The sequence below is a fragment of the Arthrobacter sp. SD1074B genome (genome assembly GCF_056780195.1).
Window position 1 is genome coordinate 2,929,802 of record NZ_JBRAZT010000001.1, and the last position, 25,173, is coordinate 2,954,974.

Annotated in this window: 24 protein-coding genes and 1 tRNA gene; 9 read left to right on the top strand and 16 right to left on the bottom strand. The window is 69.1% G+C overall.

Annotated features, from left to right (window positions below; genetic code table 11):
- Window positions 1-68: 68 nt before the first annotated feature.
- From ACUYM2_RS13560 to ACUYM2_RS13590, 7 genes are all read right to left on the bottom strand, one after another.
- A complete protein-coding gene (locus ACUYM2_RS13560; RefSeq protein ID WP_481600529.1) occupies window positions 69-1,289 on the bottom strand; it encodes a pyridoxal phosphate-dependent aminotransferase in 1,221 nt (406 codons plus the stop codon).
- Between the two features lie 187 nt (window positions 1,290-1,476).
- Window positions 1,477-2,439 carry an ABC transporter substrate-binding protein gene (locus tag ACUYM2_RS13565; RefSeq protein ID WP_481600530.1) on the bottom strand — a complete coding sequence of 321 codons (963 nt, stop codon included), beginning with the start codon at window positions 2,437-2,439 and terminating at the stop codon, window positions 1,477-1,479.
- The gene (locus ACUYM2_RS13570) at window positions 2,436-3,182 is read right to left on the bottom strand and encodes an ABC transporter permease (RefSeq protein WP_481600531.1); all 747 of its coding nucleotides are present in this window, start codon (window positions 3,180-3,182) and stop codon (window positions 2,436-2,438) included. The genes ACUYM2_RS13565 and ACUYM2_RS13570 overlap by 4 nt, the downstream gene beginning before the upstream one ends.
- Window positions 3,179-3,889, bottom strand: coding sequence for an ABC transporter permease (locus ACUYM2_RS13575; RefSeq protein ID WP_481600532.1), 711 nt, complete (start codon window positions 3,887-3,889; stop codon window positions 3,179-3,181). Before ACUYM2_RS13575 ends, ACUYM2_RS13570 begins: the two co-directional genes overlap by 4 nt.
- Window positions 3,889-4,980: an ABC transporter ATP-binding protein gene (locus ACUYM2_RS13580; RefSeq protein ID WP_481600533.1), complete on the bottom strand. Its 1,092-nt coding sequence runs from the start codon at window positions 4,978-4,980 to the stop codon at window positions 3,889-3,891. Before ACUYM2_RS13580 ends, ACUYM2_RS13575 begins: the two co-directional genes overlap by 1 nt.
- 264 nt (window positions 4,981-5,244) lie before the next feature.
- A complete protein-coding gene (gene rsgA / locus ACUYM2_RS13585; RefSeq protein ID WP_481600534.1) occupies window positions 5,245-6,387 on the bottom strand; it encodes a ribosome small subunit-dependent GTPase A in 1,143 nt (380 codons plus the stop codon).
- A gap of 260 nt (window positions 6,388-6,647) precedes the next feature.
- The gene (locus tag ACUYM2_RS13590) at window positions 6,648-7,100 is read right to left on the bottom strand and encodes an NUDIX hydrolase (protein ID WP_481600535.1); all 453 of its coding nucleotides are present in this window, start codon (window positions 7,098-7,100) and stop codon (window positions 6,648-6,650) included.
- A 65-nt stretch (window positions 7,101-7,165) separates the two neighbouring features.
- Here ACUYM2_RS13590 and ACUYM2_RS13595 point away from each other — a divergent pair, with 65 nt between their 5' ends.
- Window positions 7,166-8,218, top strand: a complete 1,053-nt coding sequence (locus ACUYM2_RS13595) for a pirin family protein (protein ID WP_481600536.1) — start codon at window positions 7,166-7,168, stop codon at window positions 8,216-8,218.
- A 7-nt stretch (window positions 8,219-8,225) separates the two neighbouring features.
- On the opposite strand, the gene ACUYM2_RS13600 is transcribed toward ACUYM2_RS13595, so the two are convergent.
- The gene (locus ACUYM2_RS13600; protein WP_481600537.1) at window positions 8,226-9,155 is read right to left on the bottom strand and encodes an N-acetylglucosamine kinase; all 930 of its coding nucleotides are present in this window, start codon (window positions 9,153-9,155) and stop codon (window positions 8,226-8,228) included.
- 36 nt (window positions 9,156-9,191) lie between these two features.
- Between ACUYM2_RS13600 and ACUYM2_RS13605 the strand changes: the two genes are divergently transcribed.
- Window positions 9,192-10,223, top strand: coding sequence for a nitronate monooxygenase (locus ACUYM2_RS13605; protein WP_481600538.1), 1,032 nt, complete (start codon window positions 9,192-9,194; stop codon window positions 10,221-10,223).
- Between the two features lie 43 nt (window positions 10,224-10,266).
- On the opposite strand, the gene ACUYM2_RS13610 is transcribed toward ACUYM2_RS13605, so the two are convergent.
- A complete protein-coding gene (locus ACUYM2_RS13610; RefSeq protein WP_481600539.1) occupies window positions 10,267-11,250 on the bottom strand; it encodes a LysR family transcriptional regulator in 984 nt (327 codons plus the stop codon).
- 89 nt (window positions 11,251-11,339) lie between these two features.
- On the opposite strand from ACUYM2_RS13610, the gene ACUYM2_RS13615 reads away from it, so the two are divergent.
- Window positions 11,340-12,632 carry an MFS transporter gene (locus tag ACUYM2_RS13615; protein WP_481600540.1) on the top strand — a complete coding sequence of 431 codons (1,293 nt, stop codon included), beginning with the start codon at window positions 11,340-11,342 and terminating at the stop codon, window positions 12,630-12,632.
- Here the strand turns inward: ACUYM2_RS13615 and ACUYM2_RS13620 are convergent.
- Complete coding sequence (locus ACUYM2_RS13620) at window positions 12,629-13,792, bottom strand: trans-sulfuration enzyme family protein (RefSeq protein WP_481600541.1); 1,164 nt, start codon at window positions 13,790-13,792, stop codon at window positions 12,629-12,631. The two genes, ACUYM2_RS13615 and ACUYM2_RS13620, sit on opposite strands and share 4 nt — an antisense overlap.
- Window positions 13,793-13,924: 132 nt before the next feature.
- Here ACUYM2_RS13620 and ACUYM2_RS13625 point away from each other — a divergent pair, with 132 nt between their 5' ends.
- Window positions 13,925-14,431 (top strand): Lrp/AsnC family transcriptional regulator, encoded by a 507-nt coding sequence (locus ACUYM2_RS13625; protein ID WP_481600542.1) that lies wholly within the window; start codon window positions 13,925-13,927, stop codon window positions 14,429-14,431.
- Between the two features lie 41 nt (window positions 14,432-14,472).
- Here the strand turns inward: ACUYM2_RS13625 and ACUYM2_RS13630 are convergent, their stop codons facing one another.
- Window positions 14,473-15,714: an MFS transporter gene (locus ACUYM2_RS13630; protein WP_481600543.1), complete on the bottom strand. Its 1,242-nt coding sequence runs from the start codon at window positions 15,712-15,714 to the stop codon at window positions 14,473-14,475.
- A 175-nt stretch (window positions 15,715-15,889) separates the two neighbouring features.
- Between ACUYM2_RS13630 and ACUYM2_RS13635 the strand changes: the two genes are divergently transcribed.
- The 4 genes from ACUYM2_RS13635 to ACUYM2_RS13650 are packed head-to-tail and all read left to right on the top strand — an operon-like array spanning window position 15,890 to window position 19,669.
- Window positions 15,890-16,438, top strand: a complete 549-nt coding sequence (locus ACUYM2_RS13635) for an Lrp/AsnC family transcriptional regulator (RefSeq protein WP_481600544.1) — start codon at window positions 15,890-15,892, stop codon at window positions 16,436-16,438.
- Entirely contained in the window at window positions 16,435-17,430 is a 996-nt protein-coding gene (gene corA / locus ACUYM2_RS13640) for a magnesium/cobalt transporter CorA (RefSeq protein WP_346960246.1), read from the top strand. The genes ACUYM2_RS13635 and corA overlap by 4 nt, the downstream gene beginning before the upstream one ends.
- 26 nt (window positions 17,431-17,456) lie before the next feature.
- Window positions 17,457-17,978 carry an AFG1/ZapE family ATPase gene (gene zapE, locus ACUYM2_RS13645; RefSeq protein ID WP_481600545.1) on the top strand — a complete coding sequence of 174 codons (522 nt, stop codon included), beginning with the start codon at window positions 17,457-17,459 and terminating at the stop codon, window positions 17,976-17,978.
- 26 nt (window positions 17,979-18,004) lie between these two features.
- Window positions 18,005-19,669, top strand: a complete 1,665-nt coding sequence (locus tag ACUYM2_RS13650; protein ID WP_481600546.1) for an ABC1 kinase family protein — start codon at window positions 18,005-18,007, stop codon at window positions 19,667-19,669.
- A 39-nt stretch (window positions 19,670-19,708) separates the two neighbouring features.
- Here ACUYM2_RS13650 and ACUYM2_RS13655 read toward each other — a convergent pair whose 3' ends face one another.
- A complete protein-coding gene (locus ACUYM2_RS13655) occupies window positions 19,709-20,035 on the bottom strand; it encodes a hypothetical protein (RefSeq protein ID WP_481600547.1) in 327 nt (108 codons plus the stop codon).
- 42 nt (window positions 20,036-20,077) lie between these two features.
- Window positions 20,078-21,670 carry an ABC-F family ATP-binding cassette domain-containing protein gene (locus ACUYM2_RS13660; protein WP_481600548.1) on the bottom strand — a complete coding sequence of 531 codons (1,593 nt, stop codon included), beginning with the start codon at window positions 21,668-21,670 and terminating at the stop codon, window positions 20,078-20,080.
- 397 nt (window positions 21,671-22,067) lie between these two features.
- Between ACUYM2_RS13660 and ACUYM2_RS13665 the strand changes: the two genes are divergently transcribed.
- Window positions 22,068-22,718 (top strand): hypothetical protein, encoded by a 651-nt coding sequence (locus ACUYM2_RS13665; RefSeq protein ID WP_481600549.1) that lies wholly within the window; start codon window positions 22,068-22,070, stop codon window positions 22,716-22,718.
- Window positions 22,719-22,751: 33 nt separating this feature from the next.
- On the opposite strand, the gene ACUYM2_RS13670 is transcribed toward ACUYM2_RS13665, so the two are convergent.
- The 3 genes from ACUYM2_RS13670 to ACUYM2_RS13680 form a co-directional block, all read right to left on the bottom strand.
- Window positions 22,752-24,425 (bottom strand): cellulase family glycosylhydrolase, encoded by a 1,674-nt coding sequence (locus ACUYM2_RS13670; protein ID WP_481600550.1) that lies wholly within the window; start codon window positions 24,423-24,425, stop codon window positions 22,752-22,754.
- Window positions 24,426-24,587: 162 nt separating this feature from the next.
- A complete protein-coding gene (locus tag ACUYM2_RS13675; RefSeq protein ID WP_481600551.1) occupies window positions 24,588-24,929 on the bottom strand; it encodes a YciI family protein in 342 nt (113 codons plus the stop codon).
- A 164-nt stretch (window positions 24,930-25,093) separates the two neighbouring features.
- A tRNA-Ala gene (locus ACUYM2_RS13680) sits at window positions 25,094-25,166 on the bottom strand.
- Window positions 25,167-25,173: the final 7 nt, after the last annotated feature.

The following is a 25,173-nucleotide window of genomic DNA, read 5'->3' on the forward strand; positions in this document are numbered from 1 at the left end:
TCAGCCTCTTTCCGGTTCAGGCAGCCTGCCGGCGTGCCGTTCGACGCGCAGCGCTGCTGTCCCGAATCCTAGTTGCCCTGGTACCGGCTCAGGAAGTCCGCCATGCGGTTGATTGCTTCCTCCAGGTCCTTGACGTTCGGGAGCGTCACCATGCGGAAATGGTCCGGCCGGACCCAGTTGAAAGCGCGGCCGTGGGAGACCAGGATCTTCTGCTGGCGCAGCAGGTCCAGGACGAACTTCTCGTCGTCGCGGATGTGGTAAACCTCGGGGTCCAGGCGCGGGAACAGGTACATCGCGCCGCGGGCCTGCTGGGTGCTGACGCCCGGGATCGCATTCAGCATGTCGTAGGCCGTGTTCCGCTGCTCCAGCAGGCGGCCGCCGGGAAGGATCAGGTCATTGATGCTCTGATAGCCGCCCAGTGCCGTCTGGATGGCGTGCTGCGCCGGCACATTGGCGCACAGGCGCATGTTGGCGAGCAGGTTGATGCCTTCAAGGTAGTCCGCGGCGTCCTTCTTCGGACCCGAGATGGCCATCCAGCCGGCCCTGTAGCCGCAGACCCGGTAGGCCTTGGAGAGCCCGCTGAAGGTCAGGCAGAGCACGTCGTCGCCGGTGAGGCTTGCCATGTTTACGTGGACGGCGTCCTCGTACAGGATCTTTTCGTAGATCTCGTCGGCGAAGAGCACCAGGCCGTGCTTTTCGGCCAAGGCCACAATCTTCTTGAGCGTTTCCTCGGGATAGACAGCGCCGGTGGGGTTGTTGGGGTTGATCACCACGATGCCCTTGGTTCGCGGCGTGATCTTCGCTTCGAGGTCGTCCAGGTCGGGCTGCCAGCCGGATTCCTCGTCGCAGAGGTAATGCACCGGCTTCCCGCTGGCCAAAGCAACGGACGCCGTCCAGAGCGGGTAGTCCGGGGTGGGGATGAGGACCTCGTCGCCGTCGTCCAGCAGGGCCATCAGCGACATCGTGATGAGCTCACTGACCCCGTTGCCGAGGTAGATGTCGTCGACGTGGATGTTCTGGATCCCGCGCGTCTGGTAATACTGCGAGACGGCGGTACGGGCGGAGAAAATTCCCCGGGAATCGCTGTAGCCCTGGGCGTGGGGCAGGTGGCGGATCATGTCCACCAGGATCGCGTCCGGCGCTTCAAACCCGAACGGGGCCGGGTTTCCGATGTTCAGTTTGAGGATGCGGTGACCCTCTGCCTCCATCTGCTGGGCGGCCTGAAGAATCGGTCCACGGATGTCGTAGAGGACATTACGAAGCTTGGTGGACTGCTTGAATTCTGCCATTCATCAAATATGCCATATGGCGGATGTACTTCCCCTGAGACTTGTCTCACAGCGGAAGTCCGCGTCACACGGCTATCCGTGGGAGCCCGCGGCCGCCCCGGCGGATGGAACGGTGGCAGAACGACGGCGGCTGCCGGCCCGGAGAAACCGGACCGGCAGCCGCCGTCGAACAATCAAGGCCTCCGGTTTACTTGACGAGGCCTTTCTCCTTGAGCCACGCTGCCGCGGCGTCCTTCGGGTTCTGCTTTTCGCTGCCGCCGACCGCACGGTTGAGGTTGATCAGGTCCTCAGTGGTGAGCAGCTTGGAGACGGCATTGAGTGCCTCCTTCGCCTTGTCAGTCATCTTCGCCTTGTTGTATAGCGGCAGGACCTGCTGGGCGATGAAGTTGTTCTTCGGGTCCTCCAGCACCACCAGGTCATTGTCTGCAATGGCCGGGGTGGTGGTGTAGATGTCCGCCACCTGGACCTGGTCCGAGAGCAGGGCCTTCACCGTGACGGGTCCGCCGCCGTCACTGAACGGTTCCAGCTTCTTGGGCTCGCAGTTGTAGTTCTTCTTCAGGCCCGGCAGGCCGTAGGCACGCTCGGCGAATGTTGCCGGCGCGCCGACCACGATCTCGCTGCAGACCTTGGCCAGGTCCTCGATGGACTTCAGCTTGTACTTCTCCGCAGTGGCCTTGGTGACCACCATGGCGTCCTTGTCCTCGGCCTTGGCCGCGTCCAGCACGGCGAGGCCCTCGGGAAGCTTGCCCGGCAGTGCCTTGGCGATGTCGTCGGCGGAGATCTCGGTCGCGTCCTTGTTGACGTGCAGCAGCAGGTTTCCGCTGTAGTCCGGGATCACGTCGACCGAGCCGTCCTGCACCGCCTTGAAATAAACCTCGCGCGAACCGATGTTCGGCTTGGTGGTTGCCGTGACACCGGCGCCGTTGAGCGCCCCGGCATACAGCTCGGCGATGATCTGGCTCTCGGTGAAATCGGCGGATCCGACTACCAGGGGGCCGCCGGTTCCGCCGGAGGAACCGCCGCTGGCGGGTGCCGAGGACAGCGGGTCGGACGAGCCTCCGCATGCGGACAGGGCCAGGGCCAGGCCGACGCCGGCGGCCAGGCCGGCGAATGTGCGCCTGCCGAGTGCTCGTTGGCGGGTTTCCTTCATGACGTACCTCCTTGGACAACAGTCTCCGCGGTCGCGGGGTCTGTGAGATCAACCGCGGCCTGCTGGCCCCGGTTTGGTTTGCGGGCGGCTCCGCGGGTCAGGAAGAGCCGCTGGAACAGGACGAGGACCAGGTCGACGGCGACGGCGAGCCCGGCGATGAGCAGCGAACCGCCGAGCATCTGGGGGAAGTCGGAGAGTACAAGGCCGTCGAAGAGATAGCGGCCCAGGCCGCCCAGATTGATGTACGCGACGACCGAGACCGTGGCGATCACCTGCAGCACGCCGGTGCGGAACCCGCCGAACATGACCGTCAGCGCATTGGGGAACTCGGCGCGGAAGAGCACCTGGAGTTCGGTCATGCCCATGGCCCGGGCGGCATCCACGACGTTGCGGTCCACACTGGAGATTCCGGCGTAGGTGCCGGCCAGCAGCGGCGGCACGGTGAGGATCACCAGCGCCCAGACCGGCGGCATCAGCCCGATGCCGGCCAGCAGGACGAACAGCGTCAACAGGCCCAGGGTCGGCAGGGCACGCAGCGCGCCGGCAAGGGCCACCACAGCCACCCGGCCGCGTCCGGTGTGCCCGACGTAGAGGCCGATCGGCACGGCGATGGCCGTTGCAATCAGCATCACGAGGCCGGTGTACTGCAGGTGCTCGGCGAGGCGCACCGGGATGCCCGTGCTGCCGGCCCAGTGTTTGGGGTCGGCGAGCCAGGCGAAGGTCTCGGTGAAAACATTGCTCATGCGGAAGCCCCCGCCGCGGACTCGGAAAGAGGCCGCCCCGAGGCCGGATCGCCGGGTTGTCCGGACTTCCCGGCGCCGGCGCGGGTCCAGGGTGTCAGCAGCCGTTCTAGCAAGACCAGGACCGCGTCCATCAGCAGCGCCAGCACCAGGATTGCCACGATGCCCACCAGCACTTCGGTGACGAAGTCGCGCTGGAGCCCGGAGGTGAAGAGCATACCGAGGTTCCCGATGCCGAGCAGCGCGGCGACGCTGACCAGGGAGATGTTGCTGACCGAGACCACACGGAGGCCGGCGAACATCACCGGCAGCGACAGCGGTAGGTCGATCTGCAGGAACCGGGCCAGCGGCTTGAAGCCCATCGCAACGGCGGCCTGCTGCAGGTCCTCGTCCACGGAGTCAAAAGCGTCCAAGGCGGCGCGGACCAGGAGCGCGACCGCGTAAATGGTCAGCGCCACCACAACGTTGGCCCGGTCCAGGATCCTGGTTCCCAGAATCGTAGGCAGGATGATGAAGAGCGCCAGCGACGGGATGGTGTAGAGCAGCGACGAAGCGGTGAGGACCACGGCGCGCAGGGTCCGGTTCTGCCTGGCTAGCTGGGCCAGCGGGATGGAGATCAACAGGCCGAAGAGCATCGGCAGGATCGCCAGGAACAGGTGCTGGCCAGCGAGGCCAAACACGTACCCGCTGTTGGCCAGGAACCATTCCATCAACGCACGCCCTGCCGGACCCGGCGGTCCGCTTCGATGACGGCCAGCACTTCTTCGGCCGTGATCACACCGGCCACGCGTCCGTCGGCGTCGACGGCGACGCCGAGTCCGGACGGGGAGGACAACGCCGCGTCCAGCGCACGCCGCAGGGTCTCGCCCTTGCGGAACAGCGAACCGCCCGGAACGGTCGCCGGGCCCGCGCCGGGCGCGCTCCAGCCCAAGGGCCGGTGGTCGGCGTCGACTACGAGTTGCCACTCGTCCGCCCAGGCGCCGGCGTTGGGCTCGCCGGCGCGGACGGTGTTCGCCGGATGGATCGTCACGCCGTCGGACGGGCTGAAAGCGAGGTGCCGGAAGCCGCGGTCGTGGCCCACAAAGGACGCGACAAAGTCGTTCGCGGGGGCGCGCAGGATCTCTTCCGGCGTCGCGTATTGCGCCAGCTTCCCGCCGCTGGCGAACACTGCCACCTTGTCGCCCAGTACCGTGGCCTCATCGATGTCGTGGGTGACAAACACGATGGTCTTGGCGAGGTCGCGCTGCAGGCGGAGCAGTTCCTTCTGGAGTTCGTCGCGCACCACGGGGTCCACCGCGCTGAAGGGTTCGTCCATCAGCAGTATGGGCGGGTCGGCGGCGAGGGCACGGGCCACGCCCACGCGCTGCTGCTGGCCGCCGGACAGCTGCGAGGGGTAGCGCCGGCCGAGTCCGGAGGCGAGGCCGACGACGTCGAGCAGCTCCTGCGCGCGCTTGCGGGATGCGGCCCTGGACACGCCGTTGAGCCGCGGGACGGTGGCGATGTTGTCCAGGACGGAGCGGTGCGGCATTAGCCCGGAGGACTGCATGACGTAGCCCATGGACCGGCGCAGCTGCGCGGCCGGCACGGAGGTGACGTCCTGTCCGTCCACGGTGATGGTGCCCGAGGTCGGCTCGACCATGCGGTTGATCATCCGCAACGAGGTGGTCTTGCCGCAGCCGGACGGCCCGACAAAGACCGTGATGGTTCCCTTGTCGATGGACATGCTCAGATCGTCGACGGCGGCCTGGCCGCCCTGGTACTGCTTGGTGACGCTCTGGAACTCGATCATGGCCTCTGCCATTCCGGGCTTACCTAACTGTTGGCGGCAACATGGGACGGTCCAGCCAACTGATCATATGCATGCTGATTTTTGGCTGTAAAGCGGGTATGACCCAGCGTAGCGGCCGCCTCCAATGATCCCGGAGGACCGATTCGAAGAAACGGGCCCCGGATTGGCGCCGGCGCTACCCTTGGCATTCGGCGCGGCGCCGGTTTTGGATGGGCGCCGGTTTGTGGCCGGCCCCGGAACGGGACGTAGCCGCTCCCGGGCGGGACCGGACCTGCATTACCTCGCGCGGCCCTTGCCGTTTCTTTTGCCGTTTTCCTTCGCGGGCTGCTCGTGGCTGAGGCGCGCGGCAGCCCGCTGGCTCCGGCCGGCCACCGCAACTTTCTGGTGCCACTCCCGCTGGTACGCCCGCCGGGCCGCAGCATCATGGCGCCGGGCCAGGGCCGCCAGTTCGCGCTGCATCTTGAGGTAGCTCGCCCAGCGGCGTTCGTCCAGGGACCCCTCCGAGAGCGCCGCCCGTACCGCACAGCCGGGTTCCCGGCCGTGGGCGCAGTCGGAAAACCGGCACCGGGCGAAGAGCTGCTCAAGATCACCGAACACCTCATCCATGCCGTCGTTGGCATCGAACAACCCGAAGCCGCGCACTCCGGGCGTGTCCATCAGCACCAAGCCTCCGGGCAACGCCACCAGCTCACGGGACGTCGTGGTGTGCCGGCCTTTGCCGTCGCCGGCCCGGACTGCACCGGTTTCCTGGGCCGCAAACCCGGCGAGGGCGTTGATCAGGGTGGATTTTCCGGCACCCGAGGGGCCCAGGAGCAGTATCGTCCCGCCGGGCGGCAGACACCCCAGCAGCTCGTCGAGGCCGTCGCCCTGCTCGGCGGAGGTGGTGACCACGTCCACGCCGGCGGCCTGCACCATGACCTGCCCGACGACGTCGTCCGCCACCTCGGCGAGGTCCGCCTTGGTGATGACCACCAGCGGGGTGGCACCGGAATCCCAGGCGGCAACAAGGGTCCGTTCGAGCCTGTTGTGCGTGAGCGGCCGGTCCACCGGCACCACCACGCCGACGACGTCCATGTTGGCGCCGAGCACCTGCGCGTCGGAGGACGCGTCGAAGGCGCGCTTGCGGCTCAGTTCCGAGCGGCGCGGCAGCACGCCCAGGATGGCGGGCTCGCCAACCGCATTGCTGCCGAGCCAGACCCAGTCTCCGGTAGCCGGAACGGGCCCGGTCCGCGGATAGGGCAGATGCGCCTGGTCTTCATGGCCGGCCACCAGCACGAGGTTGCGGTCCACGCGGACCACCCGCCCGGCGCTGGTGCCGCCGGGGACGGGATGGGTGGAGAAGAGTTCCGTCACGGATTCGGTGAAACCGAAACGGGCTGGCCCCAGGAGGCCGTGATGTTGACTGCGCTGAAGATTCAATGGAAGCCCTTTGCTGGGCCCCGGATGCGCGCTGCCCGCTGCGGCCACTGGGACCGGTCAGCTGTAAGGGGTCAGGAGATGCGGAGAGCCGGGGCAGGAATAATGATGTGGCGTGAAGTTGTGCGCTGCGCGCGCAAGACCGTTGCATTCATTGCTTCCACCTCCCCGGGTATCTGGCCTGTATCTGGGCTCGTCCAGCGGCCGTCCTGGCCGCGGTTTTTCTAGGGTAGCCGCCCGCGGCCCGGGTGGCTAGGGATTCGTCACGGGAGTTTGCCGTCCAGCGGCCGCTCGCGGTAGAACCGGAGCGCGGCGTCCACGAGCGAGACCCGGTTCAGTCCCGCCACTTCGGCCAAAGGGATCCAGGCCGCGTGCGTGGTGCTGCCGCCCACCTCGTGCCGCAGTTCACCGCCGGTGATGCTCGCTTCGTAGACCAGCCGCAGGGACTGGAAATCGCGCTGGCCGCCGTCGAGCCGGGTCTCGGCGGGCCAGTGACCGACGTCGATCCCGAGCATCGCGCCGATCTCGGCGTGGTAGCCGGTCTCCTCATAGATCTCCCGGCGGCACCCGTCCACCGGGTGCTCGGCGAGGTCCAGGCCGCCGCCCGGCAGCGTCCAGCCCTCGCGGCCGCCCTGCTTCCAGTACGCCAGCAGCAGGTGGTCATCGCGGATGATGAGCCCGTAAGCGGCCGGGCGGGTGTCGAATGGCAGCGTCATTGGTCCAGCTTAATGGCGCGGCACCGGCCCTGCCGGATCTCCCGGTTCGGCCCTAGAGTTTGAAGGTGACCAACCTTGAAGTCCTCCCGCCCGAAGAAGTCTGTCCCGCCGCGCACAGTGTGGAGGGCACTGCCAGCGGCCCATGCCTGCAGTTGTGGCCGGCCAGGGAGGTCCCGTTGGGCGGGGTCCGAGCAATGAACGTCTCCCGGACCCTTCCGCAGCGCGGGCTGCCGACGGTGGGCGCATGGTGCTTCCTGGACAGCTTCGGTCCGGACCGGGTTGCGATGTCGGTGCTGCCGCATCCGCATACCGGACTGCAGACAGTGACCTGGCCGCTGGCCGGCACCATCCGGCACCGCGACAGCGTGGGTAGCGACGTGGTTGTCCGCCCGGGCGAACTCAATATCATGACGGCGGGCCGCGGCGTTTCGCATTCGGAATTCGCGGTGCTCCCGGGGGCTGCGCGTCCAGTGAACGGGGATCCGGCCGGACCGACGCCGGATCTGCCGCTGCAGCGCGGGCTCCAGTTGTGGGTGGCGCTGCCCGACGCCGAACGGCACCGGGCACCGTCCTTCGAACAACACCGCGAGCTGCCCGTGCTCCGCGGCGACGGCTTCACCGCAACGGTGATGGTGGGGACCCTTGCGGGCACCACCTCGCCGGCCACCACGTACTCCCCGATCGTGGGGGCCGACATCAGCTGCTCCGGCCGGATCAGCCTGCCGCTGCGGCCGGAGTTCGAGCACGCCGTCCTGGTGCTCGACGGCGCCCTGGCATTGGACGGCCAGGAGGTGCTGCCGGGGCCGCTGGGTTACCTCGGGTCCGGGCGCGGCAGCCTGGAACTTAACGCGGCGCCAGGCACCCGCTTTGTGCTGTTGGGCGGCGAACCGTTCGAGGAAGAACTGCTGATGTGGTGGAACTTCGTGGGCCGCAGCCATGAGGAAGTGGCGCAGGCACGGCTGGACTGGGAAGCCCAGGCCGGGCTCTCCGACGAGGACGCGGGGCAGGCGCGCTTCGGGCTGGTGCGCGGGCACGGTCCCGATGCCGGGCCGGAGGCCGGGCGGATCCCGGCCCCTCCTCTGCCCGGGGTGCCGCTGCGGCCGCGGCGCCGGCAGTGAAGCCCGGTTAGTCCTGCTCGGCGACGAGCTGGAGCACCCCGAATACGGGTTCTTGCTGCAGCACCCGGACGTCGGTGATCCCGGCGGCGGCGAGTGCCGTGCGGAAGGATTCCTGCAGCCGCGGCACGTTCATCCCCAGCCCGCTGCCCAGGATGACCGGCCCCTCGATGCCGAGCTGCCGGACGGTCTGCCCGGCCATGGCGGCAAGGTCACGGCCGGCCTGGTCGATCAGGGCCTTGCTCGGCGCATGACCGGCGTCGGCCGCTTCCACGACGAGCCGTGCCCGCTGGGCCCAGTAGCGGCGCCCGGTCGAGGGCGAGTGGAACAACGCGATCAGTTTGTTCGGGTGGTCGGTGCCGCACGAGTCCAGCAGGGCCAGGGTAAGTTGATCCGGCTCCAGGGCCTGGTTCATCCGGCGCAGGCTGTGCCGGACGGCTTCACGGCCCAGCCAGTAGCCGCTTCCTTCGTCGCCGAGGAGGTAGCCCCAGCCGCCGGCCCGGGCTTCGGCGCCGCTGCTGTTCTTGCCCCACGCGGCCGAGCCTGTTCCGGCGATCACGGCCACGCCGGTGCTGGCGCCACCTGCCGCCAGCAGCAGCCGGGAGTCGTGGACCACGGTGATTTTGGCACCGGGCACGTGCGGGGCGATCAGCGCGGCGAGCGCCGCGGCGTCGTCGTCGGTGTCGATGCCGCCGGCGCCGGCGTAGACCTGGGCGACCTCTCCCCCGCCGATCCTGGCGAAGAGTTCCGCCAGGTTGCGGGCGGCTTCGTCGGGGGTGACGTTCTGGACGTTGGCGCTGCCCACCGATTCGTCGGCGACGGGGGCGCCGGCCTCGAACCGGACGCCGCGGGTCTTGGTGCCGCCAATGTCGAGCCCGATCACGGCGCCGGCAGCGGAGGACGCCGCCTTGGGCGGGGCGGGAATGTCAGAATGAGTCACCGGAACAGCCTACTGAATCACCGACAGGAGTGAGCAATGCCGCACAGCATCTTCGGGACCCGGGTCATCGCCGCGCCGATGGCCGGCGGGACCTCCACTCCGGCCTTCGTCACGGCCGTGCATGAGGCCGGCGGGCTGGGTTTCCTGGCCGCCGGTTACAAGAGCGTTGCTGCCATGCGGGCGGACATCCGGGCCGTCCGGGAATCCGGCGCGCGGTTCGGCATGAATGTGTTCGTCCCGGATCCGGCCCAGCTTGAGCCGTCGGCGGCTGTCCTGGCCGGGCTGGAGGAGTACAGGCTGCGGCTGCGCCCCGATGCCGTGCGCTACGGCCTGGAGGTCCCGCCCGTGCGGCTCGATGACGACGACGAGTGGGAGGCCAAGATCGAGGCCCTGCTGGCGGATCCGGTGGAGCTGGTCAGTTTCACCTTCGGGCTCCCCGGCCCGGATCTGGTCCGTGCCCTGCAGCGGGCGGGGTCGGCGGTGCTGGCCACGGTCACCACCCCTGCGGAGGCGGTGCGCGCGGCGGAACAGCGCGTGGATGCCCTGGTGGTGCAGCACGGGCGCGCCGGGGGCCACAGCGCGGCGTTCCTGCCGGAGTCCGCCGTGGGGTCGGCGGTGCCGGGCTCGACGGCGGAGCTGGTCGCAGCGGTCCGCGCCGCCGTCGGGCTCCCGCTGGTGGCCGCCGGCGCGATCACGGACGGCGCCGGTTTGGGACGGGTGCTGGCCGCGGGAGCCCAGGCCGCCCAGCTGGGCACGGCACTCCTGCGCACCCGGGAGAGCGGCGCCCGGCAGCTGCACAAAGACGCCCTGGCCAGCCCGCGCTTCACGCAGACCGCGCCGACCAGGGCCTTCACCGGCCGGACGGCCCGCGCGCTGGTCAACGAATTCGTCCGGGACCACCCTGACGCGCCGGAGGCCTACCCGGCCGTCCACCACCTCACCGCCCCGCTCCGCGCGGCCGCAGCCGCCGCCGGGGATGCGGAACGGTTGAACCTCTGGGCCGGGACCGGCTGGCAGCAGGCGCGGGAGGGCTCCGTGGCCCAGGTCCTGGCGGGGCTGCTGGACTGACCGGGGACCACGACCCCTCCCGGGCGCCGGGCGGAGCGGCAGGTTAGCTGCCGGAGCGTCCGCGGACGAAGCCGGCCAGGAGCGCCGGGCCCTCGCTGAGTACCAGCTCCCGGAACAGCCGCACCGGGTCCGGCTCGGCGTCTGCTCCCCTGCGCCGTTCGCGCCAGGCCAGGCCGATCTCCCGGAACGCCAGTCCGGAGTCCAGCGCGAGCTCCACCCAGCCAAGGTCGCTGGGCTGCGCCGGGGTGTGGCGTCCGGGGGCCAGGCCGCCGGGCGGCAGGATGCTGACCCCGAGCCCGGCCGAGACGAGGCCCCGGGCCGTATGGGAGTCCTGGCTTTCGAAGGCGATGCGGGGCCGGAATCCCGCTTCCCTGAACAGTGCGTCCGTCAGCGAGCGCATGCCGTAGCCTGGGCCCATCGCCACGAACGGGTCCTGCCGGATCTCCGCAAGGCGGGCGCGGCGGCGCTTCGCGAGCGGGTGGCGGTGATGGACGACCAGCCGCAGCGGTTCCCGGTACAGGGCGGCTGAGGAGATCAGCCGGCTTGGCGCCGCGATCGGCGCGGTGAGGGCCAGGTCAGCCTCTCCGGCGGCCAGCTCGGCCAGGCAGCCGTCCCGCGCGCCCTGGCTGAGGTAGAAGGCCGGCTGGGGATGCCGGCTCCGGAAGGCGCTGATCAGCAGCGGCAGCATGGCCTCGCCGAAGGTGTGCTGGAAGGACAAAGCGATCCGGCCGCGCACCACCTCGGATTCGTGCCGCACCAGGTCCAGGCCGCTTTGGAACTCGCCGAGGGCGGCCTCGATGTGCGGCAGCAGCGCCCTGGCCGCGGCCGTCAGGCGCACGCCGCGGCCGTCGCGGATCAGCAGTTCCGTGCCGATGATGCTGCTGGCCCGCGCGATAGACCGGCTGACCGTCGACTGGGGCAGCCCCAGCACCTCGGCGGCCGCGGTGATGTGCTGGGTGCGGCCCAGTTCGGCCAGCAGCGGCAGCAGCGGCAGCAGCTGGACCAGCTGTTTGTGCTCCACGTCCATGGCGAGCCCCTAAATCGTTCCGTATTTGCTATGAATGCTATAAGAATCATGCATTGGAAGCATGGCTTTTGGAACCCTATTCTGGGGGCATGCCGCAGCGACCGCCCCACCCGTCCCGCGCCACCCCCGGTCCGGCCGGGACACCCGCGCCGGCCGGCCACGCCAAGGGCTCGGTGGCCTACCGCCGGATCCTCGCGGGCCTGGCCTTTGCCGGCGTCGCCACCTTCGCCCAGCTGTATTCGACCCAGGCCGTGCTGCCGCTCATCGCCAGTGACCTGCGGGTGACGGCCGCAGAGGCTGCCCTCACCATCTCCCTGGCCACGGTGGGCCTGGCCGTGACGGTGCTTCCGTGGTCTTTCCTGGCCGACCGGATCGGCCGGGTGCGTGCCATGGCCTGGGGTATTTCCGCGGCCACCGTGCTCGGCCTGCTGGCCCCGCTGGCGCCCAGCCTCCCGGTGCTGCTGGGCCTACGGATGGTGGAGGGCATGGCGCTGGGCGGGATTCCGGCCATCGCGATCGCCTACCTGAATGAGGAAGTCAACAAGGCCCACGCCGCGCTGGCGGCCGGCACCTACGTCGCCGGCACAACGCTCGGCGGCCTGGCCGGCAGGCTGGTCGCCGGCCCGGTCGGCGAGCTGTGGGGCTGGCGGACCGCGGCGCTGGCGGTGTCCGTGATGGCGACGGCCGCCGCCGTCCTGTTCCTGGTCCTGGTGCCGCCGGCGAGGAATTTCACCGCCGCGGCCGCCAGCGGCTTCCGCGGCGCCCTGGCGACCCTGGCCGGCCACGGCCGGAATCCGCGCCTGCTGGCCATCTACGTCCAGGCGTTCCTGCTGATGGGCGGCTTCGTGGCGGTGTACAACTACCTGGGTTTCCGGCTCTCCGGCGAGCCCTTCGGCCTGCCGGCCACGCTGATCAGTCTGATCTTCCTGGCCTACCTCTCCGGCACGGTCTCCGCCCGGTGGGCCGCCGGGTTGACGCAGCGATTCGGCCGACGCAATGTGCTAGTGGCGGGCACGGCCCTGATGGTCGCCGGGCTCGCGCTGACCCTGACCCAGCTCCTGGCCCTGATCCTGGCCGGACTGCTGCTTTTTACCGGCGGTTTCTTTGCGGCCCACAGCATTGGCTCCGGCTGGACCGGCGTGATTGCGAGCACCGGCCGCGCGCAGGCCGCCTCGCTCTACAACCTCGCCTACTATCTGGGCTCCAGTGTCATCGGCTGGGCCGGCGGGCTGCTCTTCCAATCCCTGGGCTGGACCGCCCTCGCCCTGGCCGTGATGGGGCTCGCCTGCACGACGGCGGTGATCACCGCCGTCGTGCATCCCGCCGGCGCAGGGGATGCCGCGGCCCGCAGCGCCGCCCCGCTGAAGACCGCGGCGCCCTAGCGGGTCGCCTCGAGGGCCTGCACCAGGTCCGCTACGATGTCCGCCGGATCCTCCAGCCCCACGGAGACCCGCAACAGGCCGGCGTGCGGTTTGGCCTCCGCGGCCACCGGTCGGTGGGTCAGCCCGGCCGGGTGCTGGATGAGGGTATCGATGCCGCCCAGCGAGACGGCGTGCGTGATCATGCCGACGGCCGCCGGGATGCGCTCCGCGTGCCCGGCGCTGGCCAGCTCGAACGCCAGCAGGGACCCCGCACCCGCCATCTGGGTGCCGACCAGGCCCAGCGGATCGCATTCCGGCAGGCCAGGATAGTAGACCTGCCGGATCAGTTCGTGCTCCGCCAGCGCGGCGGCGACCTTCTCCGCACCGGCCTGCTGCGCCCGCACCCGCACCGGCAGCGTGGCCAGCCCGCGGTGCAGCAGGTAGGCCGGCCAGGGCGTGAGGATGCCCCCGGTGATGGCCCGGATCTGGCGCAGCCGGACGGCCCAGCCGGGGTCCGCCGCGACAACGCCGCCCATCGCGTCACCGTGGCCGCCGAAAAACTTGGTGGCGCTGTGCAGCACCAAGGCGGCGCCGTGCCGGTAGGGCTGCTGGAGGACCGGGGTGGCGAAGGTGTTGTCCACCAGCAACGGCACGCCGGCCGCCGCGGTCGCCGCGGCGGCGATGTCGACGAGTTCCAGGCTCGGGTTGGCCGGCGTCTCAAGGATGACCAGCCCGGTGTCGGCGCGCAGGGCCGCGCCGATGCCGTCGGGCGTGGTGAAGGTGACCTCGGTGCCCAGCACCCCGGACGCCAGCAGGTGGTCGCTGCCGCCGTACAGCGGACGGACCGCCACCACATGCTTCTTCCCGCCGGCGACCACGGCGAGCAGCACCGCGCTCAGGGCGGCCATCCCGGTGGCGAAGGCCACCGCTTCTTCGGTGCCCTCAAGCACGGCAACGCCCTCCTCGAAGCGGGCAACGGTGGGATTCCACAGCCGCTGGTAGACCGTGCTTTGCCCGTCCAAATGCGGGCCGCCGGTGGCCATCTGCTCGTAGGCGAGGCCGCCGTCGTGGACGGAGGGCAGCGGTGCCGTGGTGGAGAGGTCGATCGGGACGGCGTGGACGCCGAGTTCCGTGAGGCCGTTACGTCCGGCGTGGACCGCCAGCGAGTCTTGAGAAAGCACCGTACTCCTTATGAATATTCACCATTGAATGCGGCAAGTATCTGGCAATAATTCGGAGTTTTACAGGCGTTCTGAATGGAAGTGTTGGATAGGGGCGTTTATGATGAATACACAACACTTCAAGGAGGATCCGTGAGCAGCACCACGAAGAATGTTCGGCCGACGGCGGGTGCCGGCGAACCTCTCGACGCCATTGACGAGCGCCTGCTCGCGGCTCTGGTGGCGGACGCGCGGATCTCGAACAAACAGCTGGCCGAGCTGGTAGGGATCGCCCCCTCCACGGCATTGATGCGCACCAGGGCGCTGTCCGAGCGCGGGATCATCCAGGGATTCGAGGCCAAGCTCAGCCTCGCCGCGGTGGGCCGCTCCGTGCAGGCGCTGATCGCCGTCCGGCTGCGCGCCCACGACCGCGAACAGATCGACCGCTTCACGGCCCGGGTTCCCAAGCTGCCCGCTGTGCTGTCCACGTTCCACACCTCGGGTTCGGTGGATTACCTGCTGCATATCGCCGTCGCCACCACCGAGGACCTGCGCGACTGGGTGCTGGACAACCTGGCGACCGATCCCGTGGTGGGCCACACCGAAACCACCCTCGTGTTCGACCACATCCAGGGCAACCACGGGCCGCTGCCCGACTAGCCGCGCGCGACCAGCCCAGGCAGTCGGTCCCGGGAGTCGGCTTAGGGCCGCGTCCGGAGGGCCTTGCGCAGGGTGACGGCCGCCAGGCCGAAGGCAAACATGGCGCACAGCGCGACGAACCACGCCACGGCCGCCTGCAGGCCGACAATGCCGGCCGCCAGCCCCAGCCCAATCACCGGGAAGGCGCTGCCCAGGTACGTGATGATGTAGACGGTGCTGATGATCTGGGCGTGGCGCGCCGCTTCAACCTTGCCGGCCACCTCATTGAAGACGGTCCGGAAGGAGACGCCCTGGCCCAGGCCTGCGCTGATGCTGGCGGCGATCAGCAGCAACGGGCTGCTCCACGCCGCGGCCGACGCGATCAGCAGTACGGAGACGGACAGCAGGGTCAGCCCCGCGGGCACCACAAAACGGCCGCGCACGGCCAGCAATTGGCTCAGCGCCGAGGCTGCCAGGGTTAGCCCGGCAAGCACCCCGATCAGCGGCCGCGAGTCCGCGTGGACGATCTGGGCGAAGTAGACGGGGGCCAGCGAAAGGCAGAAGCCAAAGACGGCAAAGCTCAGGAACCCTACGGCCGAGGCCAGCCAGAACGCGCCCCGCGCCTCGCTCGACACGGACGGACGGCGCGGCGCCAGGACCTTCAGCGGCTGCGGGCCCGCGACCGCTGTGATGGCGGGCCGGGCCTTGAGCAGGTAGAGCGGCACCAGCAGGGCCAGCAGGACCACGGAGTGCAGGTAGTAGGGCGTGGAGGTGGGACCGGGAAGGACGGACAGCACCCCGCCGATCGCCGGGCCGGCCGCCACCCCGCCGGCCGATGCCAGCAGCGTGAACCGCGAAGCCCATTCGGGCCGGCTGGGCAGCAGCTCGCGCAGGGCGGCCGAACTCGCACCGGTGGCCAGCGCCACTGCCGCCCCCTGCAGCGCCCGGCCGGCCGACAGCGCCAGCAGGCTGTCGGCATTGGCGAACACGAAGCCTCCGGCGAGGCCCACCAGCACCGCCAGGACCAGGGCGGCCCGCCGTCCGATGTGGTCCGACCAGTGTCCGGCAAGGACCAGTGTGGCTACCAGGGCCAGGACGTAAGCGGAGAAGGCCACCGTGACGTCCAGTGCGCTGATGCCCAGCTTGGCCTGCAGCAGCGGATAGAGCGGTGTGGCCAGGTTGGCGCCGACCAGCAACGCGAAAATCACGACGCCGGCCATCACCAGGCGTGCGGTGACGGACGCATCCCAGGCCCAGCGATCTGCCGTGGCCGGGCGCATCCGGAGTTCGCTGAAGACGGTCATAGAGGTGCCCCTGCTGCGTTGACGCGGGCCGACCGCATTCCCTGTAGGGAGGCGGCGGCCCGGTGGAGATTGATACCTATAGGATGCTTCACGGGTGCGCTTTCGGGCTAAGATTCGTGCCAGAATTGATCAAAAGCATCAATGGCGGCACGCCAGCATGAACCGGAGTGATGATTTGAACAGCCTTGACCCCACCGACCTGAAGATTTTGCTCGAACTCATCAAGGATCCGCGGATCCAAATCGGCGAACTCAGCGACGTTTTGGGGATCGCCCGGAACACGGCACAGTCCCGGGTGCGCCGGATGCTGCGCTCCGGCCTGCTGCACGACGGGGGCCGCGAAATTGACCTGGAGGCGGTGGGGTACGACGTCGTCGCGTTCGTCACGATCGAGGTGAACCACCGTGAACTCGATGGTGTGGTGGGCGCCCTGCGCCTGATCCCCCAGGTCCTTGAGGTGCACGAGATCTCCGGCCGCGGCGATGTCTGGTGCCGCGTGGTGGCCACCGACACGCACAACCTCCAGGTGGCGCTGCGCTCCATCCTGCGGATCAAGGGCGTAATCCGGACCGAAACGGTCCTCGCCTTGCACACCCACATCCCCTACCGCACCGAACCGCTCATCAACCGGCTGGCGCAGGGCAGCGCGCTTGCCCCCGGCCGGTCCGGGACGCGCCGGCCGGGTCCGCAGGCCCCGGTCAAAGACGGGATAATGGCCCCGTGACTATCATCGACAACGCCGTCTACGTTGACGGCGTCCGCCGCGCCGAGCCGCGCAGCCTGGAACAGACCTTTGAGACCATGACTAAGCACGGCGGCATGGCCTGGATCGGCCTGTACCGGCCGACGGAGCAGGAAATGGCCGCCGTCGCGACGGAGTTCGGCCTGCACGGCCTGGCGGTGGAAGATGCGATCTCCGCACACCAGCGCCCCAAGCTGGAACGCTACGACGACAACCTCTTCACCGTGCTCCGGCCGGCGCGGTACCTGGACGAGACGGAGACCGTGGAGTTCGGCGAACTGCACGTCTTCACGGGCCGGAACTTCGTGGTGACTGTCCGGCACGCGGAAACGGCCGTCGTCGGCCAGGTCCGGCGCCGGCTGGAGGGCCGCCCGGACCTGCTGTGCCACGGCCCCGAGGCTGTCCTCTACGCCCTGATGGACCAGGTGGTGGATGATTACGTCCCCGTGGTGGCCGGGCTGGAGAATGACATCGACGAGATCGAGGACCAGCTCTTCAGCGGCGACCCGATGGTTTCCCGGCGCATCTACGAACTCGCCCGCGAGGTCATCCATTTCCAGCGCGCCATCCACCCGCTGCCGGCCATGATGCAGCAGCTCCGGCGGGGTTTTGAGAAGTACGAGGTGGACACGGAGCTCCAGCACAGCCTCCGCGACGTCGAGGACCACGTGGAGCGGCTGATATCCCGGGCCGATTCCTTCCGCGACCTGCTGCAGAACGCGCTGACCCTGGATGGCACCCTCACCGCTAACCGCCAGAACGAGGCCAGCGCCGAACAAAACGAACAGGTGAAAAAGATCTCGTCCTGGGCCGCCATCTTCTTCGCGCCGTCGTTTGTGGCCGGCGTGTACGGCATGAACTTCGAGCGGATGCCGGAACTGCACTGGACCTTCGGCTACCCGATGGCAATCGGCATGATGGCCGGCACCGCGGCGATTATGTACGGCATTTTCAAACGGAAGGGCTGGCTCTAGCCGGCGCGCCGGCCGGGCCGCGCGGCATGGGCGCCGAACCGGACAAGGCCGCGTTCTTGCGGGGCCGCATCATTACGCCCGGCACCGCACGGCAGCTGGGCGTCTTTGGCCTCTTCCCGCCGCCGCCCGCGCAGCAGCGGATCCTGGCCACGTGCACCGGGGCGCTGACGGCCAGGAGCGCGGAGCCGGAACTGCTGTGGACCAGCTTTGGGCACCTGTGCGGCGGCCCCGCCGTTCCGGACTACCGCAGCCTCGCGGTCGGGTACAGCACTTGGGTGGTGGACGAGGTTCCCTCCCCCGCTGCCGGCGTTGGTGGTTCCGGTGCGGCGGGGGCTGCCTGGCAGCACTTCTGCGAGGTGGTGGACGTGCTCTACGACGCCGACATCACGCTCTTCCTCGTCGGCACCGGCCCGTTGGACTGGGCGGCAGCGGACGCGGCGGTCCCGGGGCTGCCGGCGGAGCTGGCCCGGGCCGCGGACCGGCTCACGCTGCTGGAGCGGGTGGAATCCGACGAAGCGCCGGCCGCGGAACACTCGTCCGGGAGCTAGGCGCGGGGCCCGTGTAGTCTGGCGGCATGAGCGCGCGGCGGGACCGGTTCCGGCACATCGTGGAGACCTTGGGCCGGCACGGGCTGGGCTTCGCAGTGGCCTACCTGGGCCTGGACCGCCTGCACCTCCCCGGCCGGCCAGCAGCACACCTCCACGGGGCCGCCCGGGTGCCGCTGCCGGTACAGGTCAGGCTCGCGCTGGAGGACCTCGGCGCGGTCTACATCAAGTTCGGCCAGATCGTCTCCACCCGCGCGGATGTGCTTCCCGCGGAATACGCCGCCGAACTCGCCAAGCTCCAGGACGACTCTCCGCCCGTACCCGCCGCAGAGATCCGCGCCGTCATCGCCGAGGAGCTCGGTCCGCGCGCGGGCCCGCTGCTGGCGTCGCTGCAGGACGTTCCGCTGGCCACCGGCTCCATCGGCCAGGTCCACGAGGCGGCGTTGCCGGCAGCCGACGGCGGCCGGGCCGACGTCGTCGTCAAAGTGCGGCGGCCCGGCGTCGTGGCGCAGGTGAACGAGGACCTGGAGGTCATGGCCGAGCTCGCCAAACGCGCAGAACAGGCCTCAGCCACCGTGGCCGGCTTCCACGTGGCCGCCCTGGTGGATGAGTTTTCCCAAACCATGCGGGCCGAACTGGACTACCTGCAGGAGGCCCGGAACGCGGAGCAGTTCGCAGCCAACTTCGCCGGCGACGGACGGGTCCACATCCCGCGCGTCTTCTGGGACACCACGACTTCCCGGGTCCTGACGCTCGAGCGCGTCCGCGGCATCAAGATCAACGACGTCGGCGGGCTGCGTGCCGCGGGACTCGACTCCGGCGAACTGGCCGTCCGGGCCTGCAACATCCTGCTCAAGATGGTCTTCGAGGACGGCTTCTTCCATGCCGACCCGCATCCGGGGAACTTCTTCGTGGAACCCGACGGACGCCTGGGCATCATCGACTTCGGCATGGTCGGGCAGATCAGCGACACGGCACGCTGGAACCTCGTCCGGGTGCTGCTGGCCGTCGTCGAAGAGGACGCCGGACGGCTGACTACTGCCATGGTGGCACTCTGCGGCGCGGCGGAGGCCGCCGACTACAGTGGGCTGCAGGCGGCGCTGGGCCGCCTGGTGGAGCGTTATGCCGGCCGGCCGCTGGCCCAGATCCCGATCGTCCCGGTGCTGGCAGAACTGGCCGGCCTGCTTCGCGCGCACCGTTTGCGGCTGCCCCGTGAGACTGCGCTGATGGTAAAGATGCTGGTCATGGCGGACGGGCTTGGCAAGCAGCTTGACCCCGCATTCGAGCTGACCGCCCAGCTGGCTCCGTTCACCCGGAAGATCATTCTCGGTTCGCTGTCCCCCGAGGCGCTGGCGGGGCGGCTGAAAAAGCTCGGCTGGGAGGCGCTGCGCTTCGGTACCGAGGCTCCCGAGATGGCGCGCCGGCTGCTCGACGTGCTGGAGCGTGGCGGGCTGGACGTCCACTTCCGAGCCGACGAGCTGGACCGGCTGATGGACAAGGCCGAGAGGACCGGCAACCGGATTGTGGCGGGCCTGATCACGGCGGCGCTGATCGGCGCCGTCGGGGAGCTTGTCTCCGTCCAGCCGGAGCGCTGGCGCAGCTGGCCCAGGGCGCTCTTCACCGCCGGGCTTGGCGGCGTCGGCGCGCTGGGCGGCTACCTGGCAGTCACGTCCCGGCACCGGCGGCCGGGCTGACCCGGCGCGCTCGGCCGGCGCGCTTACCGGCCCGTTCAGCTAGCGCGCCTTGCGGTTGCGGGCCAGGGTTACAAGCCGGACGAAGGCCAGGACGAAGGCAGTCTCGATCAGTGCCATCAGTCCGAGCCACAGCCACTGCCCGCGGCCGATGAAGTAGATGGCTCCGAGCGAGACCAGCACGCTGCCCAGGACCAGGGCATACACGGCGAACCCGAAGGCCACGCGCGCGCTGCGCACCCCCGTGCGAAAGCCGAAGCCGTTGGGCTCACCGCCCGGTAAGCCGCCGACGCGGTCCTGCCCGGCCGGTTCGAGCCGGTCGAATTCTTCCCACGGGTCACGGTCCTGCTCCCGACGCTGATCGGCCATGTCCCCATTATCCCGCCGCACTACCGGGCAGGCTGCACCGGCCTAGGCGGCCTGCTGGGCAACTTCGCCGGGCCCGGCTCCGGCTGCGCCGAAGATGAGCTGGCGGGTGGCGATCTTTTCGGTGAAGAACCGGTCGTGGCTGACCACGACGACGGCTCCCGGGAAGTGCTGCAGGGCCCGCTCCATCACCTGGGTGCTGGAGAGGTCCAGATGGTTGGTGGGTTCGTCCAGCAGCAGCACCGAGGCGCCGGAGAGCAGGCACTGCGCCATCGCCACCCGAGCCTTTTGGCCGCCCGAGAGGTTGCCGATCTTCTGCTTGAGGTCTGCCTCGGAGAACTGGAACATCGCCAGGAAGCGGTTGACGGATTTCTTCGTGGCGCTGAAGGCGAGGCTGTCCGGCAGCGCGTTGACGGCGTGGGAGACGGTGTCGCCGTCGTCGAGGTCCTCAAGCATCCGGTTGTAGGATACGAATCCGGGCCCCTTGGCCCACGTCACGGCGCCGGTATCCGCCTGCTCCTCGCCGGTGAGGACCTTCAGCAGGGTGGACTTCCCGCTGCCGTTGGCGCCGAGGACGGCAATCCGGTTGCCCTTGCGGATTTCGAAACTGAGGTCCTCGAAAAGCAGTTTTTCACCGTACGACTTGCCCAGTCCCTCCACCCGGCACAGCACGTCCTTCACATGCAAACCGCCGTAGATCTCGGTGACGATCTGGTCAACCGGCCGGGGGGTGCGGGACTTCCTGATCTTGGCCAGCTGGTTGCCCAGTCCGCGGCCGGCGGCCTTGGCGGCTTCGCGGCGGTCAGCGATCCCCTCGGCCTCAAACGCGAGCAGTTCAGATTCATGGACGAACTGCTGCTCGAGCGTCTTGAGCCGGAACTGCTTCTGGACCACGTATTCGCCGAAGTTTCCGGGGTATTCGTGCAGGTGGAAGTTCTCCACCTCGATGATCCGGGTGACGACCGCGTCCAGGAACGAACGGTCGTGCGAGACGATGACGGCAGCTCCCTTGAAGTCGCGGAACCAGCTCTCCAGCCATTCGACGCCGCCCACGTCCAGGAAGTTGGTGGGCTCGTCGAGCAGCAGGACGTCCGGTCCTTCGAGCAGGATCTTGGCCAGCGCGGCGCGGTTACGCCAGCCGCCGGACAGCGCATCGATGGGGCAGTGGCGGTGCGCGTCGTCGAAGCCCAAGGTGGTCAGCACCGTGTCGATGCGGCGCGGATAGTCCCAGCCGTCGAGCCGCTCCATGTCCTCGAAGAGCGCCGCCTGGCGGCCGATCAACCGGTCCAGCTCGCCGGCCGCGGGATCGTTGGCGATGGCTGCGTCAATGGCGGCAAGCTCGGCTTCAACGGCCTTGATCTCGACGAACAGCCCGTCGAGGACCTCGGTGATGGTCGATTCACCGTTGAGTTCGGAGAACTGGGAAAAGTACCCCACTTTGGTTCCAAGCTCCACGCTGACCGTGCCGGTGTCCGGTGCCACCTGGTCAAGGATCAGCTTCAGGATGGTGGTCTTGCCGGATCCGTTCTTGCCGATCAGACCCACCCTGTCCCCGGGTTCGAGCCGGAAGAACGCCTCGCGGAGGATCTGGGTGTTGTCGAAGCGGACGCTGACGTCATGCAGCCGGATCAGGCTCATTGCTGCTGTCCTCTCAAAGGGGATTGGCCCGGGCGTCCCCGGTGCGGCCCGGACGGGAATGGTCCGGGCTTCGGCCGCCTGGAACGCTGGGATTCGTGCCGGCGTGCGCGCGCCTGGGGTGGGGGTTTCAGACTATCCCGAACCAGCGGGCCGTGTTCGCCGGACTGGTCTCCCCGGCGCCGTCGGACTCATCGTCATCGGAGGGCGCCGTCGCCGGAGCCGTCTCGGTCGGTTCCGGGGCCGGAGCCGTTCCGGTCTCCGTCGGTTCCGCCGTGGGCTGCGGAATTCCTTGGGAAAGACACGGGCGGGGTGCCCATGACCGTCCACACTCCGCGGCCTCCGGCCCGCGGCCCGGTGCGCCCCGGTAGGCTCGTTGGAGACAACCAGAGAGGAAATCATGACAACGGAATCCGCTGCGGAGCGCGGACAGGCAGACGCGCACGAACGGTATGCACACGGGGACGACCTTCACGGCCAGCAGCACCTCTCCGACGCGGAGCTCCGCCACCAACTGGCCGACACGCTGCGCAAGGAGACGGCGCTCGTTGAGAAGTGGGTCTCTTCCGGAGACTCCTTCGTCCTCTCGGACGCCGGAAAAGTCCACCTGCCGTCGTGCTCCGACATCCGGGCCATAATGGACCGTGAAGCGGCGTGGGCACCGTATCTCGAGGACCTCGAACGGGTCCGGGACTGGCACGGCACCGACAACGCTCCCCCGATGCCTGCGCTGCTGACGCGCGCCGACGTGGAAGACCTGGCCAGTTACACGGCCTGCCCGAGCTGCGCTCCCACGCTGGACCACACCGAGAAGCGGGCTACCGCCCGCGGGTGGGCCGCAGTCAGGGCCGGCGGCCTGAACTTTAGGCACTTCGGCACGGTGTTCAGCCTCGCCGACGGAACCGAGCTCGGCACCCTCACCCGGATCTCCCGGGTGGAGACGGCCGACGGCCTGGACTTCGCCGCGGAATTTGACGGAACCGTCGTCCCCCTCGCAGATCCGCTCACCGAACTGGTGTACCGGACCGAGACAACCCCGGAGCCGACCTAGTCGGCACGGGACCGGGCCCTTCAGGTCCCGGCGCTACTTGACGGTCAGCACCGGGTTCACCGGGGCTTTGAGGGAGTTGACCTGCAGTCCGACCGTGGCCTTCTGGCCTGCGGCGAGCTTGGTGGTCCAGTCCGACCCGGTGCAGGTAATCGAAGTCTTCGCCGCAACCGTGCACTTGATGCCCCACGAGTTGGCGACCGAAGTGACGTTCGGATCCTTCCACGAGACGGACCAGGCCGATACTGACCGCAGTGCCGTGATCTCGAGGTTGGCAACATACCCGCCGTTCCAAGAGCTGGTGAGCCGCCATGCCGCCGCGATGGCCTTGCCGCCCGTGGGGACGGGAGTCGCCGTCGGGCTGGCGGTCGGTGAGGGGCTGGCCGTCGGTGATGCGGTAGGTGACGCGCTCACAGTCGGCGCTGGCGTGGCGGTGGCCGTCGGTGACGGGGCGGCCGTGGCGGTCGGCACGGGGACGCCGACGAGCGGGGCCGCGGTCAAGATCGGTGCCAGGGCATCGAGTTTGGCCCGCTCCGGGGTCCGCCAGTCGGACTGGACAAGGCCGCCGGTGATTCCGGAATTCGGGTTGAAGGCCCAGTAGCCGTACGACATGCGGTTTGCCTTCAGGTACTCGACGATCGACTTCATCCACGCCTTGTCCGAATTGGTGGCCAGGGCCGTGCCGAATTCGCCGAGCAGGATCGGCGCGATTCCCTGCTTCTGCAGGTAGCCCCAGTTCCGGTCCCAGACGGCGGGCAGGTTGGCCGGGTAGGCGGGGTCGCTGAACCACTTCTGCGCGAAGAGGGACGCCGGGTAGTCATGCGGGGAATACACGACCCGGTGCGGGGTGGTCAGGATGACCGGTTTCGCGCCGACGTCGGCGAGGCCGCCGCCCCACCAGGTGCCGCCGGCAGTAGCCTGGTTCTCGACCCCTTCGATGATGATCAGCAGCTTCGGGTTGGCGGCCAGGACGGCGTTGCCCCCGCGGGTCGCCGCTGCCTGCCAGTCGGTCGCGGCTTTGCCGCCCCAGGTGGCCGAGCCGGCCGGTTCGTTGTGCAGGTCGGCGCCGATGACGGTCGGGTCAGCCTTGTACCGGCTGGCGAGCATCTTCCAGTCGGAGATCCACTTCGACTCCGGGACGGCCGACGTGTACCAAAGGGGTGACTGGTCGGCCGAGGAGGGCCGGTGCCGGTCCAGGATGATCTTCAGGCCGTTGGCTTTGGCGCGGGCGATGACCGTGTCCATGACGTCCAGCGGCCGCTTGCCTTGGAGGTTGTAGGCACGGTTCGCCCAGTAGTTCACGCTGCCCTTGATGGACGTCGCGGCCAGGCACTCGTTGGAGAAGGGCAGCCGGACCGTGTTGAAGCCCATCGACTTGATGTTGGCGAGGGCCTCGTCGATGGTCAGCGTCCCCCACAGGCCGTGCGGGACGCAGTCCGGGGTTTCCAGACCGAACCAGGACGTCGCCTTGATGATGTACGGCAGGTTGTTCGAATCGCGGATCGTTCCGCCGTCGGTGTGCAGCCAGCCGGTCGCGGTCGGGGTGGCGTCCACGACCCGCTCGGGGGCGTACGCCGGCCCGGCCCCGGAGGGTGCCGCCCAGCCGGCAACGGCCATCACGCCGGCCAGTGCGGCGGCGGCCAGGGCTGCCAGGTGGGGGCCGCGGCGGCGGCGCGCCGGTGCGGCCGCGGTGGGGCGGTCTGTCTTCAAGCTTCCTCCAGGTCCCGGGGCAGCCTCGCCCGCACCAGGTCAGTGCGTCGACGCTACACAGGACCCCACGGTACAGAGCGCGGCGGCTGCAAGGGCAGCGACGCTCTGAAGAGGGCACTAAGAAGTCGGGGCCGCTTTTTCCATGGGATCGCGCGGACGGGCCTAGCTGGCGGGATCGTACTGGAAGGCTCGCACTTCCTGCGCGCACCGGCAGGCGGCCGCGGTCTTTGCTGCCCACTGCAGGGCCGCCTCGTAGGAGGGCAGCTCCAGCACGCAGTAGCCTCCTTCGAGCTGCGTCGTCTGCGGGTAGGTGCCCTCGCGTACGGTCCCGTCGCCGTCGACCATCACGGGCGGGATGCTCTCATCGATGCCGCCGCCGAACACCCAGACGCCGGCGTCCTTCGCCTCCTGGACGACGGCGTGCGCCGCATCCGAAACGGCCTGCAGCTCTTCCTCAGGGAACACCATGGCGGCACTGGGAAACGAGATGAGGTACTTGGTCATCGCGTCGGCTCCTTCTTCGCAGCACGGGGATCGACTTCATCCTGACCGAGTCGGTGGTGGCGCGCAAGGCCCCGGTACCGCGGATACCGGTGCCGGTTCGGCGCCGTCACGTGGAACACGTCCGGGTTCCGTGCCCTCAGGGGTTCACAAACCCCTGCAAATTGTGGAGCTAAGGAGATTCGAACTCCTGACCTCTTCGATGCGAACGAAGCGCTCTACCAACTGAGCTATAGCCCCGCAGCAA